The organism is Kitasatospora sp. NBC_00240, from assembly GCF_026342405.1.
Classification (GTDB): domain Bacteria; phylum Actinomycetota; class Actinomycetes; order Streptomycetales; family Streptomycetaceae; genus Kitasatospora.
Map to the genome: position 1 here is coordinate 107,707 of NZ_JAPEMU010000003.1, position 12,603 is coordinate 120,309.

Annotated in this window: 15 protein-coding genes; 5 read left to right on the forward strand and 10 right to left on the reverse strand. The window is 70.8% G+C overall.

Going from position 1 to position 12,603, the window contains the following annotated elements; all coding sequences use genetic code 11:
- Nucleotides 1-182: 182 nt before the first annotated feature.
- The 3 genes from OG689_RS42090 to OG689_RS42100 form a co-directional block, all read right to left on the reverse strand.
- Nucleotides 183-560 (reverse strand): hypothetical protein, encoded by a 378-nt coding sequence (locus tag OG689_RS42090; protein ID WP_266328576.1) that lies wholly within the window; start codon nt 558-560, stop codon nt 183-185.
- Nucleotides 557-853, reverse strand: a complete 297-nt coding sequence (locus OG689_RS42095) for a hypothetical protein (protein ID WP_266328578.1) — start codon at nt 851-853, stop codon at nt 557-559. The genes OG689_RS42090 and OG689_RS42095 overlap by 4 nt, the downstream gene beginning before the upstream one ends.
- Before the next feature lie 275 nt (nt 854-1,128).
- Nucleotides 1,129-1,701, reverse strand: a complete 573-nt coding sequence (locus OG689_RS42100; RefSeq protein WP_266328580.1) for a hypothetical protein — start codon at nt 1,699-1,701, stop codon at nt 1,129-1,131.
- Between the two features lie 668 nt (nt 1,702-2,369).
- On the opposite strand from OG689_RS42100, the gene OG689_RS42105 reads away from it, so the two are divergent.
- Complete coding sequence (locus OG689_RS42105; protein ID WP_266328582.1) at nt 2,370-2,930, forward strand: NUDIX domain-containing protein; 561 nt, start codon at nt 2,370-2,372, stop codon at nt 2,928-2,930.
- Here OG689_RS42105 and OG689_RS42110 read toward each other — a convergent pair.
- From OG689_RS42110 to OG689_RS42120, 3 genes are all read right to left on the reverse strand, one after another.
- The gene (locus OG689_RS42110) at nt 2,905-3,456 is read right to left on the reverse strand and encodes a hypothetical protein (RefSeq protein WP_266328584.1); all 552 of its coding nucleotides are present in this window, start codon (nt 3,454-3,456) and stop codon (nt 2,905-2,907) included. The genes OG689_RS42105 and OG689_RS42110 overlap by 26 nt on opposite strands.
- Before the next feature lie 139 nt (nt 3,457-3,595).
- Nucleotides 3,596-3,934, reverse strand: a complete 339-nt coding sequence (locus tag OG689_RS42115; protein WP_266328586.1) for a hypothetical protein — start codon at nt 3,932-3,934, stop codon at nt 3,596-3,598.
- The gene (locus OG689_RS42120; protein ID WP_266328588.1) at nt 3,931-4,110 is read right to left on the reverse strand and encodes a hypothetical protein; all 180 of its coding nucleotides are present in this window, start codon (nt 4,108-4,110) and stop codon (nt 3,931-3,933) included. The genes OG689_RS42115 and OG689_RS42120 overlap by 4 nt, the downstream gene beginning before the upstream one ends.
- A 484-nt stretch (nt 4,111-4,594) precedes the next feature.
- On the opposite strand from OG689_RS42120, the gene OG689_RS42125 reads away from it, so the two are divergent.
- Genes OG689_RS42125 through OG689_RS42140 form a run of 4 tightly spaced genes read left to right on the forward strand, consistent with a single transcriptional unit; the run spans nt 4,595 to nt 8,651 of the window.
- The gene (locus OG689_RS42125; RefSeq protein WP_266328590.1) at nt 4,595-5,833 is read left to right on the forward strand and encodes a hypothetical protein; all 1,239 of its coding nucleotides are present in this window, start codon (nt 4,595-4,597) and stop codon (nt 5,831-5,833) included.
- 2 nt (nt 5,834-5,835) lie between these two features.
- Nucleotides 5,836-6,558, forward strand: a complete 723-nt coding sequence (locus OG689_RS42130; RefSeq protein WP_266328592.1) for a creatininase family protein — start codon at nt 5,836-5,838, stop codon at nt 6,556-6,558.
- Nucleotides 6,559-6,581: 23 nt separating this feature from the next.
- Nucleotides 6,582-7,910 (forward strand): hypothetical protein, encoded by a 1,329-nt coding sequence (locus OG689_RS42135; RefSeq protein WP_266328594.1) that lies wholly within the window; start codon nt 6,582-6,584, stop codon nt 7,908-7,910.
- A gap of 27 nt (nt 7,911-7,937) precedes the next feature.
- A complete protein-coding gene (locus OG689_RS42140) occupies nt 7,938-8,651 on the forward strand; it encodes a 2'-5' RNA ligase family protein (protein WP_266328596.1) in 714 nt (237 codons plus the stop codon).
- A 62-nt stretch (nt 8,652-8,713) separates the two neighbouring features.
- Here the strand turns inward: OG689_RS42140 and OG689_RS42145 are convergent, their stop codons facing one another.
- From OG689_RS42145 to OG689_RS42160, 4 genes are all read right to left on the reverse strand, one after another.
- Nucleotides 8,714-9,721 (reverse strand): aldo/keto reductase, encoded by a 1,008-nt coding sequence (locus OG689_RS42145; protein ID WP_266328598.1) that lies wholly within the window; start codon nt 9,719-9,721, stop codon nt 8,714-8,716.
- Complete coding sequence (locus tag OG689_RS42150; RefSeq protein WP_266328600.1) at nt 9,718-10,215, reverse strand: ATP-binding protein; 498 nt, start codon at nt 10,213-10,215, stop codon at nt 9,718-9,720. The genes OG689_RS42145 and OG689_RS42150 overlap by 4 nt, the downstream gene beginning before the upstream one ends.
- Nucleotides 10,216-10,878: 663 nt before the next feature.
- Nucleotides 10,879-11,364, reverse strand: coding sequence for a hypothetical protein (locus OG689_RS42155; RefSeq protein ID WP_266328602.1), 486 nt, complete (start codon nt 11,362-11,364; stop codon nt 10,879-10,881).
- A gap of 15 nt (nt 11,365-11,379) precedes the next feature.
- Nucleotides 11,380-12,603, reverse strand: a complete 1,224-nt coding sequence (locus OG689_RS42160) for a helix-turn-helix transcriptional regulator (RefSeq protein WP_266328604.1) — start codon at nt 12,601-12,603, stop codon at nt 11,380-11,382.

Consider the following 12,603-nt stretch of genomic DNA (forward strand, 5'->3'; position numbering starts at 1 on the left):
GCGGCCGGGTGCCCTGTGGTTGCCGGAGGTGACCTGCACGGTCGAGCGGACGAGGACGATCTCGCGGAGGTCGCCGCAGACTACGCATCGGGCAACGAATCCGCCGAGCGGATAGGCCGCGTCCGGGCCGGTGACAGTGTCGAAGCCGGTGAGGGCGCCGTCGGCTGCGACGCGATCCAGCATCAGGCCGCGGACCGTGCCGCATCCGGCCTGCTCGGCGTCGGCCAGGGCGACGGCGACGCCGGCCGGGTAGGTCTGCAGTTCGGCGGAGTCGGCGAGTAGGTGCCAGCCCTCGCCCGCGCTGCGGCGGAGCTCGTCGCGCAGGGCGCCGTTGGTGGGCTCGTGCCACGGCGCCCGGTGGAGACGATCCGCGCGGTGAGATCGAGGTCGCGGCAGGCGGTGTCCAGGGCCTCGCGTCCGTCGGCAGCAACATGGTCGGGGACGTGGAAGCCCAGGTGGAAGCGGGTGATGCCGAGCGCGCGGTAGCGCGTGGCGAAGGCCGTCCGCAACTCGGGTTCGACAGGACCGATCACCGCGATCAGCGGCGGGTCGAGTGTCATCGGGTGAGGTCTCCGGTCAGCCGGGTGTAGGTGTCGGTGAGGAACGCGGTCTGCTCGGCAGCGGTGGGCAGGCCCAGCGCGCGGGCATCCTCCGCTGGGGGACGGCGGGGCGCGTTGAGGTGGGCAGTGGCAGTGGCGAGGGCGTGCGCGAGGTCGACGGAGTCGCCGACGGTGAACAGTCGAGCCCAGCCGGTGCCGGCCAGCGCCCGGGTGAGGGCTCGGACGTGGTCGGAGGCCAGCAACGGCACCTGGAGGCGTACGGCATCCGTGACCAGGCCGGATTCCTTAGCCACCCCGGCCCAGCGGGCCACGACGACCAGACGGCGGCCGCATACACGGCCCGGATCTCCGCTTCTTCGGCCCAGCGCTCGATGAGGTGGAGCCACACGTGCGCGACCGCCCGCAGCTCGTCCAGCAGGTGGCCGGCGACCAGCAGGTGCAGAGGCTTCCGACACCGACCCAGCAGCAGCTCCGCGCCCGGCACCCACCAGCAGGCGGGCGGACATCCCATCGCGGCCAGCCCACGCCAACCCGGTCACCGCAGAGCACCGGTCCCCACGCCGCCCGATCACGACAGCCCGATCAGCAGCTCGGAGTCGGTCGCACCGTCGAAGATCAGCGGCGCACCGTGCCCAAAGCGCTCATATCCCTCGTCCTGCTGACGGACGCCCAGGTGCTGCCAGCCCAGACCGTGCGGATCCGGGCAGACCTCCTCCCGGTGCCAGGTCCAGCAGCCGACGACAGAGCAGCGATTGAGCCCAGCGCACTGCGGGCACAGGGTGTCGCCGAGCCGACCCACCGGTCGTCCGCAGCAGCCGTCCTTGCCGATGCACTCGGCGTCCGCGGAAACGCCCTCGCGAATGGCCAACCGGTTGGCCACGGAGTCGGCCTCCCGACGCCGGCCAGCGTTCTCACGGGCGAGCTGCGCCCGCTTGGCGTCCCAGTAGACGTCTCCCGCCTCGGCCTCCTCGCGATGGGTGGCGCGCCAGACGGTCAGGCCCGCCCCGCGGCTCTCCTCGCGGAGGAAGTGGCACCGCTCGCAGCGCTCGCCGGTGCTGCATCGATGTCTTGAGTCGCCCGCAGCTCTGTGGATCACATGCGCCAAATATCGTGTTGATGGCGCACGTGCGATCAGGAGCATCGATTCCCCTCTCCGCCGGGACGTGAGGTGGTCGGTGTGCCGGAAGTGCCGCACAGGCGCCCATGCAGGCGCACGCACTGCCATGCGGGTCGCCATGCGGGTCGCCATGCGAGAGTTGTGAACTTGTGAAATGACTGCACCCCTGTCCGCCTCGAGAGCCCTACTTCGCGCCGGGTCGAGCGTGACCATCTACGGGTCGCCACCAGCAACGTACACCCGAGAGGGGGATCGGGAGCAGAGTCCAGCTGACCCGCGAGCTGTGGCTGGTTACGCTGTTGCGTCCCAAGCTCCAGCGTCAGCACGACGTGGTCGAACGGGGCATGCTCGAATGACCTGGAGTGCCCGCCAGCGCAGATAACCACGACGTGGACGTACTAATCCTGCTTCTCGTCGAGCGACAGGCTGCGAGAGACAGGCCGTTGCCCGCGGGGTGAGCCGGCGGATCCGCGCCATTCGTCAACGAGAGCGCGTTCAGGCCGGTCGTGCTCCGGGCGGAGCTGCGCCGACGTGGCAGGCGAGTTGGCGCACATCCACTTGGTCCGACTTGTAGAGTGCGAACCCCGTACGCCACGCGCCCCCGCTGGAGCTGATTGTGCACGTGCTCGTTGCTCGTATCCGAGCGGTCGGTGGGCGGGAGCTTCGCTTCCGAGCCGGAGCGGAGGTGGCCCGTGGCGATCAGTGATGCCGTCATCTCGGACGCCCTCGCCTTCTACCTTGAACGCTTCCCGGAAGAGGCCGAGCAGTTGTCCGAGCCGCTGCGGCTCCTCGGCCAGGGCGCGGGCTTCGCCTCCCGGCGCAGCTTCCCCATGCACGTGACCGTCGGCGCGCTCCTCGTCCGCGACGATTCCGAGATCCTGCTCATCGAACACCTCGCCTACGGGATCACTTTGCAGCCCGGAGGCCATCTCGAGCCGACCGACATCACGCTGACTGCGGCAGCGGTGCGCGAGCTGACGGAGGAGACCGGCATCGACGGGAGCCAGATCTCCCTGGTCTCGTCGGTTCCCGCCTACGTTGACTACGGCATGGTGCCGGCCAGGCCCGAGAAGGACGAACCGGAGCATTACCACCTGGACATCGGGTACGCCTTCACGACGGACCGCGCCGAGGTCGGTCAGATCCAGGAGACGGAGGTGACCGGCGCCAGCTGGTACTCGCTGGATCTGGCCGAGCGTCTCGTCGGACATCGCGTCGCGCGGGCAATCAGCGCACCGGCCAAGGCCCGCTGAGCCCGGTCGGGGCTCCCTTGGACCCGGGGCGCTGCGCGCGCCTCCGCAGCCGTCCCACGCCTTCCCGTTGAAGCAGCTGCGCGCAGTCGGCGTGGGCGGTCACGCCGCGCTTTCGCCCGGCGTCTCGCACCGGTCGGCCGGGCGGCGACCAGGGCCAGGCCGTCCCAGAGCGTTCCGGCGGCCTCGCCGCGGGGCCTGCCGGAGTACGGGGCCGAACAGCGCCGTCCCGGCGACGCGAAGCACGGGCGTCCCAACGTCGAGGCCGACCTGATGGCAGGTTCGTCTCGGCGAGCGCCTCGGTGATCACGGTGAGGTCCTCGCGACGGCGCTGGTTGTGCAGCCGAGTGCCGATGGCGGTGTACAGCGGGCCAAGGACGTCGCGGCCGGCGTGTTCGGCCGCGACCGCGCAGACCCGCACCGAGCCCCAGGCCGTCTCCATGAGCGCGCGGTAGTCGTTGCTGAGTCCTTGCACGCGCTGTTCAAGGTTGAGGTAGGCCAGCGACATGATCCGCCAGTCCGCGCGCACCGGCCGGACCTGTTCGACTTCCAGGAGCCAGCGTGAGGTGCTCCACGCTCCGCGAGGCGCAGGGCGACCGCGTCGCGCGCGCTGGCGATCGTGTCGCACGCCTGTACGAGAGCGGCTCCGGGCGGATGCGCGATCTCGGTCATGCCTGCACGGTAGCGGTGACACGTTCGTTGAGGTCGACCGCGCCAGGGAGCCGGCGGTGGTCGGCTGCCCGGCGCGAGGTCAGCACGCCGCTGAGGGCAACGGCCTGCCGTCCGAGAACGACGCCCTCGTGCGGGTCCCCCCGGCGCATGGTCAACGAGGCCAGTTTCGTTGCCGAAATGGCCCGGGACCGGGGGAAGGCATCGCCGTGGCCGTGGACGGCGGTTCGGAAACGCTGCTCGGCCTGGGCCGGGCTGTAGGCCTCCATGCCGACGGCGAGATCGGAAAGGGCGTCGGCGGTGTCGCCGTTGTGCTGGGCCTCGTCCGAGTACGTCATCCAGGGAGGATCGTCTTGGGGCCGACGGCGACGAGCAGGATGCTGCCGCTGGCGGGGCCGGGGTCGGCGAGGGCCGCGTCCAGGGTGGCGTGGTGGTACGGGCAGCCGAGGAGGGTGGCGGCGAGTGCGCCGATCGCGCCGCGCGTCGCCGCTGGACAGGAGCGGAACGGCGCCACCGGCGGCGATGTCGCGGGCTTGGCGCAGGTTCGTGGTCCAGGCGTAGCCGTCGAGCAGGCCGGGCGGGTCGGGGAGGGCTCTCATGAAGCTCATGCCTCCCGAGTGTGGTCAGGTGCGCAGCGGACCGGCCGGCTGGTGGGCGCGAGGGTCTGGGCGAGTCGTTCGGCGGCGGCCCGGGCGAGCAAGGGTGGGCGCAGCCACCGCCGACTACTTGCCGACTGGCCTGGTTCCCACCGGCACCAGCGACTGCGAGGCCGCCTGGTGCGGATAGGGGCCGCCCGGAGCTGGTGGCGGCGTGCCGAATCGGCTCCGTTCGCCTGCGGTGGGCCGGTACTCTGTGGGACGCGTCGGCGAATTGGTCTGGCGCCAACTGGGCCGACTCAAAAGGTAATCGGCGATGACCGTACCGCCCCGGGTCGGAACTCGTGCTTCCGGATGCGCCATGGCCATCCGCTTGGCAAGGCCTATCCTCGGAGGTCGTTCGTGATGACGCCCACGTCGTTCCATGAGGCGGTGCGGTCACGCCGCTGGACCTACGAGGCATTCGATGTGCGATACCAGCGGGCCGCGGAGGAGCTGGCGGCGCTGGAGGATGACCCTCGTTTCGCTCACCTGTCCGTCTCCTCCCGCACCTTCGTCCGGTGGATGGCGGGCGAGCTAAAGACGCTGCCGAACCCTCGAGCGTGTCTGGTACTCGAGCACTTGCTCGGAGTACCAGCCGAGGTGCTGTTCGGACTCTCTGAAGCGGCTGCTGACAGTTCGGATGACGAACCGTCAGGTTCGCTGCAGCGGGCTGAGCTCGTGGCCGAGGCCGGTCCGGATCCGAACCTCGTCCCACACTGGTCGACGCTTCTGCGCATCCTCGCCGAGGCTCATAACACCATAGGGTCGGCCCACCTGTACCAGGCCGCCGTCACTGAGATGGCACTGATTCGCCGTTCCCGGGCCGAGGCGGGCGGCCACCTGCGGGCGACGCTTCTCGGGGTCGAGGCCAGGTGGGCGGAGTTCGCGAGCTGGACTGCGGCGAACCTCGGCACCGCTACCGACTCCGCCTACTGGCTCGACCGCGCGCTGCAGCTCTCGCAGGAGGCGGCAGATGGCAGCATGACGGCGTACATCCTCATGCGACAGGCTCAGACCGCGATCGAGCGGCGGGACGCCCCGACCGCCCGGCGCCTGGCCGGACGCGCCGTCGATATGGGCCGCGGCGGCCCCCGCGACCGGGCCCTGTCCGCACTCAGACTGGCCCAGGCTTTCGCCTTGGCCGGGAACGCCACAGGGAGCGAGAAGGCTCTGCGGGATGCCTCCCGGCTGGTGGACGAGGCCGACGACTTCGGAGCCGACGACGACCCGGGCACCATCGGCCGCCACTGCCAGCAGGCCTACGTCCAAGCCCATCGGGGTCACTGCCTCCTGCTCCTGGGCAACTACGCACAGGCGGCGCGGATGCTGGAGGACACGCTCGGCTCCTGGCCCCAGGAACTTCGCCAGGACGAGCAGCTGACCCGGGCCTGGCTGGCGCTGGCCTACGCCGGCAGCGGCCGTGTTGCCGAGGCCAGCACAACCGGCGCCGAACTCCTCGCGCTGAACGCCTCCCACGGATCGGTCCGCGTCGTTCGCCACCTGCGTCAGCTGGACCGATCCCTTGCCTCACACTCCGGTCCTCCGGCCGAAGTCACGACCTTCCGCACCGCAATGGCCGCCCTGGCCCCCAGGATGTGAACATGAACCTCCTTCCCCCCACCACGATGACCGATGTCGCCAATCAGGCACCGGCCGTCGCCGTGCTCCCCGTCGGCAGTTTCGAGCAGCACGGTGCCCACCTTCCGCTGGCCACTGACACGCTGGTCGCCAACGGCATCGCCAACGCCGTGGCCTCCGCCTACCGGCTACTTCTCCTGCCACCCGTCTCCATGGCCTGCTCCCACGAGCACGCGGCCTGGCCTGGGACCGTGAGTATCAGCGCGAGCACCCTGATCGCGGTCGTGACCGACACCGCCCGTTCCCTGGAGCGCTCCGGAATTCACAAGCTCGTCATCGTCAACGGCCACGGCGGCAACTACGTTCTCTCCAACATCGTCCAGGAGGCGAACGTCGACGGACCGCGGATGGCACTCTTCCCCCGCGGCCAGGACTGGCAGGCCGCGAGGGAGGCCGCCGGGCTGGAGAGCAGCGCCCACGACGACATGCACGCGGGCGAGATCGAGACCTCGCTGCTCCTGCACCTGTGCCCCGACATGGTGCGGGACGGATTCGAGAAGGCCGACCACGTGGCGGACCGACCGCACCTGCTGGTGCACGGGATGGCGCCGTACACCGAGAGCGGAGTCGTGGGCCGGCCCTCCCTCGGGACCGCCGTCAAAGGAGGCGCCGTACTGGACGCCCTGACCGCCGCCTTCACCGAAACGCTCGGCGCGCTCATGGCACCCCGATCCGCCCGGCACTGACCTTCGAAGAGCGGAACACTCAGATGACCATCAGGAAGGTCCCCCGGATCCGGCAGCTGGCCGCCGAGGCCGGGTGGAACAGCTTCGAGAAGTTCAGCACCCACTACGCCCTGGCCGCGAAGCGGGCCGCCGCCCAGGAGGGAAACCGCCGACTGGCCTCGGAGACTGTCCCGCGCCGCAGCTACGACCGGTGGATCAACGTCGGGCTCAAGACCGCGCCGCGCGACGCGGCGGCCCTCGTCCTCACCCACATGTTCGGCATGCCGCCCGAACGACTGTTCGCCCTCGTCGAGGACACCACCCCCGCAGGCTTCGACTTCGCCGATGCCGGGCACGCCCAGGCGCCCGGCCTGGAGTTCGACGACCCCCTGGACGTCATCAGCCAGGCCCGCGACCTGGCCGCCTCCAGCGTCCCGGAAACCGTGCTCGAAACCAGCCGCTCCGCGATCGCCAGCATCGTCGCCCGGTACGAGACCTTCGGCCCCCAGCACCTGGCAGGCGAGGTCCGGATCCTCCGCCAGATGCTGCACAGCCTCCTCCGGGGCCCGAGCGCACCCCCCCAGCGGATGGAACTGTTCCGGCTCACCGGGCAAGCCGCCGGCCTCTTGGGCTACATGGCCGTCAACGCGGGGCAGCCCGACGCCTCGCGGGCCTACAGCACCGAAGCCGAGCTCCTGGCCGCCGCCGTCGGTGACACCGAGCTGCGCATGTGGGCTCTGGGGACCCAGTCGCTGGCCCTCTACTACCACGGCCGTTACCGCGAGGCGGACGACGCGGCCAGCGCGGGCGTCGCCCTGGCCCCGGACAACGGCCAGGCGATCCGATTGCTGGTGAACGGACGATCCCGGGCCCTTGCCAGGATGGGCCGCGCCGCGGAAGCCGAGGCGGCCATAGGCCGAGCCCTCGAGCTGTCGGACCGGTGCACCGTTCCCGACGGCCTCACCTCCTGCATCAGCTTCGAGCCGTACTCCCTCGCGCGGACCCTCGCGAACGCCATCACAGCCCACCTCTCCCTCGGCCGGCCGGCCGCGGTGTTCGGCTACGCCCGCCAGATCTCCCCTCTCGTGGGTCAGTCCCAGTCGGACTGGAGCCGCGCCCTCGTCGGCCTGGACGTGGCCACCGCCCACCTCGTCGACGATTCACCCGACGTCGAGCAAGCGATGCACCTCGGAACGCGGGCCTTGAAGGCCGGCTCCTCCACGCCGATCACCTCCGTCTGGAAGCGCGCCCGGGAGCTGTACCAGCAGGCTGAACCCTGGCGGGGCGACAAGGCCGTAGGGGACTATGCGGAGGAACTTCACCAGTGGCGCTCCCGTCCCCTGGCCGGCCAGATCACCGGCGGCGCCCTCTGATGCCCGACGCCGTCACCAAGAGGACATGTGGACCTGCTCACCGCCAACGCCCGATCCTTCCCCGCCGACCCCCCGCCCGCCGACAACGCCCACGCCATCACCCGCACCGACTGGCAGGCGTTCGCGGCCCTCACCCGTATGAAGGACCACTGGGACCGCCCGGGCTGGGAGGACCCGCACCGGCGGGTCTACTACTGGATGCTCACCTTCGACGGCCATGGCGACCTGCTCGATCTCACCCGCCGCTGCCAGCGCCCCCTGGAGCCGCTCGGCCTCGACCTCATCCCCGCCGCCGGCCTGCACGTCACCATGCTCCGCATCGGGGACCGCCGCCTGGTGGACCGGCCCGTGCTGCGGGACCTGGCCGCCACCGTCGAGGGACTGGGCGTGCGCACCTTCACCCTGCACGCCCATCCCATCGCGGGATCCCGCGGCGCGATCCGATACTCCCTCTCCCCGTGGACGCCCCTCGTCCGCCTCCACGCAGCACTCACCCGGGCAGGCCGACACCACGGCGTCCCGGGTGGGGCCGACACCGCCAGCTTCCGTCCCCACCTCGGCATCGCCTACAACCACGCCGAGCGCGACGCCCAACCGGTGATCGAGGCCGCCTCGCACCTGCGCCAGCTGCCGCCCCTGCCCCTGACGGTCTCAACTATCGACCTCGTCGAACTGCGCCGCGAAGGCAGGCGCTACCGGTGGGACACCATCCGTACGATCCCCCTTGTGACTGCTCTCTGACGCGTGAGCATGCCGGTGCCCCAGCACTTGGCGCGGCGCTGGGGCACGGTGAGGCCGACTGATCAGGCCAAGACCTTGAGAGCTCTGGGCGCCGAGGCTGAAGTTAGCTCCTCGCGCAGGCCTCGGAAGACCGCCCCGGCGAACTCAAGATCGTCGGCACACGACGGCGCGGCCGTCAGGTTGTCGAAGTTCTCCGCGAGCTGGCGCTCGCTGCTGAAGCCGGCGACCACCGCTGAGTGCGGTGCCTGCGCGAGGCAGTACTGCAGGGCAGCGCGGGCGACCAGCGCCGGGTCGTCACCCAGCCTCGATCGCAACCGCGCCAGGCCGGCCGCGACCACGGCCCGCGCCGCCGGGTCCATCCCCACCTCGACTCCCACGCGATCCCGGCCGGCGAGGACGCCACCGGCGAACGGTGCGAAAAGGAGCAGACCGATACCGTGTTGTGCGGTGAACGAGAAGAGGTCTTCGCCGTCGAGCGTCACGGCGGGGGTCAGCGCGTTGAAGCGAGCCAGGACGACGTCGGGGTTCACCAGGCGCAGCAGCTGGAGGAAGCGTCCGGCCAGGGCTTCCGAGGCCGGCTTGCCGGGGCAGGGGTGGGGTCCGCGCAGCCCGATGGCGCCGATCATGCCCAGTTCGCGCAGGGTGTGCATCTGGTCGATCGCGGGGCCGAGATAGCGGTCGTTGTCTCCGAAGTCGAAGCTGGGCAGGACGTAGAGGTCCATGCGCTCCACGCCGAGGTTCTCGATGCTCTGTTCGAGCTGGTGGCGCAGGTGAGGGCCCGCGTAGGGGTGCGGAGCGGAGCCTCGGTGGCCGACCTTGCTGCTGACCTTCAGGTCGGCCGCGGGGTATCGGCGCAGAACCTGCCCGATGAGGCGCTCGGCGCGGCCATCACCGTAGGTGTCGGCCGTGTCGAACAGATCTGCGCCTCGTTCGACCGCCGTGTGAAGGGCGGCGGTCCACTCGGCGTCGCTGACGGCGGGTTCGGAGCCGATGCGGCGGCTGCCGACCACGAGCGGTCGGGTGGTCAGGCCGGGGGCCAAGCGGCGCCGGTCCAGATCGAGGATGGTCACGAGGCTACGGCCTGGGGGTAGGCGATGGTCGCCCGGACGGCCTTGCCGCCCGGGCACCGCCGCACGTCCCATGACGTCGACATCTCCTCGACCAACAGCAGTCCCCTGCCGCCCTCGCCGATGGCGGCCAGTACTGCGTCCACGCTCCACCCCTCCATGTCGTTGTTGCGGGTCACGGCCCGCTTGGCGCAGCGCAGCAGGCTCTCGACGCTGTCGCCGCGATCGCGCACCTCGACGGTGAATCCGTGGTCGTACAGGTCCATCACGAGGTCGACCAGCCCACAGCCGTGGGTGGCGGCGTTGGTGACGAGTTCAACGGTGACCACCAAGGCGTTGTCGAGAATCTCCGGCCTGGCGCAGGCCAGGAAGCTGCGGGCCGCGCGCCGCGCGCCGGCGGGAAGCTCATCGCCGAGGTCCGAACCCGCAACCCTGCGGTGCGCCAACCGGCGCCCGAGTCGGAACTGGTCGTGAACGCTGCTTGCTGCGTCGGTCACCTTCGCCTCCTTAGGCGGTTGGCTGGCCGCTCGGTGGCAGACCTCGGAGCCTCTCCCAGGTTGGTGGACCCCAGGCGGCGTATCCAGGCCGCCGCTACGCCACTTCATGGCCACTTGCGCTCCGCGACGGGCTCGCGGCGGGTCCTGAGGGCCGGGCAAATCGCCATGAATGCATCAGCGGCGGTGAGGGGGCTCGTGCCGCCGAGGGCTACATGTGGCGGAGAAGTGGCGTAGCGGCGGCCTGGTGGTGCCAGCGGCTCGAGGTCACGGTTGAGATCCGGCTCCGACGGCGCTCAGCACCGCGGCCGGACTGAGACCCAGAGCTCCACTGACACCGCAGAGAACGGAGTCGACCACATGCGCACGTTCAGGCAACCACTGCTCAGCCGTCGCCGTCGTCCGTCGGCTGTCGTTCCCGGGTTCCACTGGTGGGTCGAGGATCTTCGCGGCCCGAGTCCACTCCTCCCCTTTCCGGGCCGTGCGCCCGTGGGCAGATGGGGCGGGGTGATCGTGGCGCCCGTGTCAGCTCACGATGCGCGACAACTGCGGTCGGCGGTACACGTTTTCGTCCTGCATGCCGAGGTCGAGATTTGGATCTGGGGTCGGGCCCCCCAGTATGCCGCCCGGCCCGGCCTTGATCGGACGAACCGTGGAAGCTGCGGTTCAGCTGGCGGCCGGCCGGGTCGCTCCCTCCGGCCAGATGACCTTGACCGGCACTCCGATGCTTGTGGCGTAGGCGACTACGTCGGCGGTGCCGCCGTACCCGCGTGCCGGCTCGCCGTCCCAGACCGCCAGGAGAACGTCGGACTGCGCCACGAGGATCTCGCTGGCCGCCATGTGAGCCTGGTCAGTGGACTCGGGCAGGCCGGTCTCCTCGACCTCGAATGCCTGAGCCAGGAGGCGGTCATAGTCGGCGTGATGCCACTGGGGCAAGTCGGTGCGGTAGCTGCGGGCAGGGATGACGACCGCGAGGCGGCCGTGGTGGGCCAGGACAAGGTCAGCCGCCCACGAGTCGGGGCCGTCGGCGAGGCAGGTGACGAGAACGAGCTCTCCACCGCCGTGGGCGGCGATGGCCTGGTCGAGGAGTTCGGTGATCCGCTGTCGCAGGGGTTCGTCCAGGCCGCGGTGACCGGTGATGCCGATTCGCATGATGTTCGGGTTCCTCTACAGGTAGACGTCGTGGAGCCGGTCGTCGAAGGCCCGCACAACGGCCGGAGTGCTGGTGGGGACCGTGCGGCGTACGGTGCGGGCGCGTTCGACGATGCGCCCCGACTGGTAGGCCAGGCCGGTGTCGACCGCCTGGGTGGCAAGGGCGAACCCGCTGTCGAGTCGTCCCACGCTCAGATGGGCCTGGGCGAGGTCGAGCAGGGCAAGGGCGCGTTGCTTGACGTGGGCGCCGGCCAGGATGGCGGAGCTGTTGGCGAGGGTCCACGACGGCCGCTCGAGCCGGGCGCCGCAGGCCGCGCGGATCGCGTCGACCTTGGCTTCATCGAAGGCGAACACCCATGGCCAGGGCGGCGGTTGGTCATCGGTGAGGGTGCTCGCGATTCGGGCGCTGTGGCGCAGTGCCTCGTCGCACGTGTCGGCGTCGCCGTCGATCGCGTGCCCCAAGGCTTCGGTGCCGTAGAGCCAGGCGTCGGCGACGGGTGGTGCTTGGTGGCCGAGGAGCCGGCGGGCCTTGGCCGCCAGTGTCAGGCATCCGGGCGCGTTGCCGGAGTGGGCCTCGAACTGGGCGAGGCTGCCGACCTGGTAGGCCGTCAGCAGGTCGTTTCCGCTGGCGCGGGCCGCTTCGATCGAGCGGCCGTAGTTGGCGCGGGCCGACCCGTGGTCGCCCATGTCCCAGGCGAGCCATCCGGTGAAGCTCGCCGTCTCGCTGGCGACCCCCGCAAGCGCGCGCCGCTGGTCCGGTACGGCGCCGGCCGACACCGCGTGGATCAGACGCAGATGGGTCCGCGCCGACTCCACGAGGTCTCGTGCGGGCGTACTGGCGTCCAGGCGCCGGAAGGCGCTGGTGGTCACCCGCAGTGCCGCGGCCTGGGTGCCACTCTCGCCTGGCTGGAAGAGCGGTGCGGTGGCAAGGGCCGCCGCTCCCGTGAGGAAGGTCCTGCGCTGCACCGTCGGTCCCTCCTGTCCTGCGTAGCTCTCCGCGAGGCCGACCAGGCGCAGCGGAATCTCCAGCTGCGTGGCGACCCGGCGCAGAAGGTCCATCGGGTAGGACCTGTCGCCCCGGTTCTCCAGCTGACGCGAGAGTGTGGACTGGTTGGTGCCGCACAGTTCGGCGAGCGTCCGCTGCGACAGGCGCTGCTGCTCCCGTGCCTCCCGGATCACCATCCCGTAGTTCCCGGCCCGTGCTGCGGCCAGGGCTGCCGTCGTCGGCCTCCACGCCAC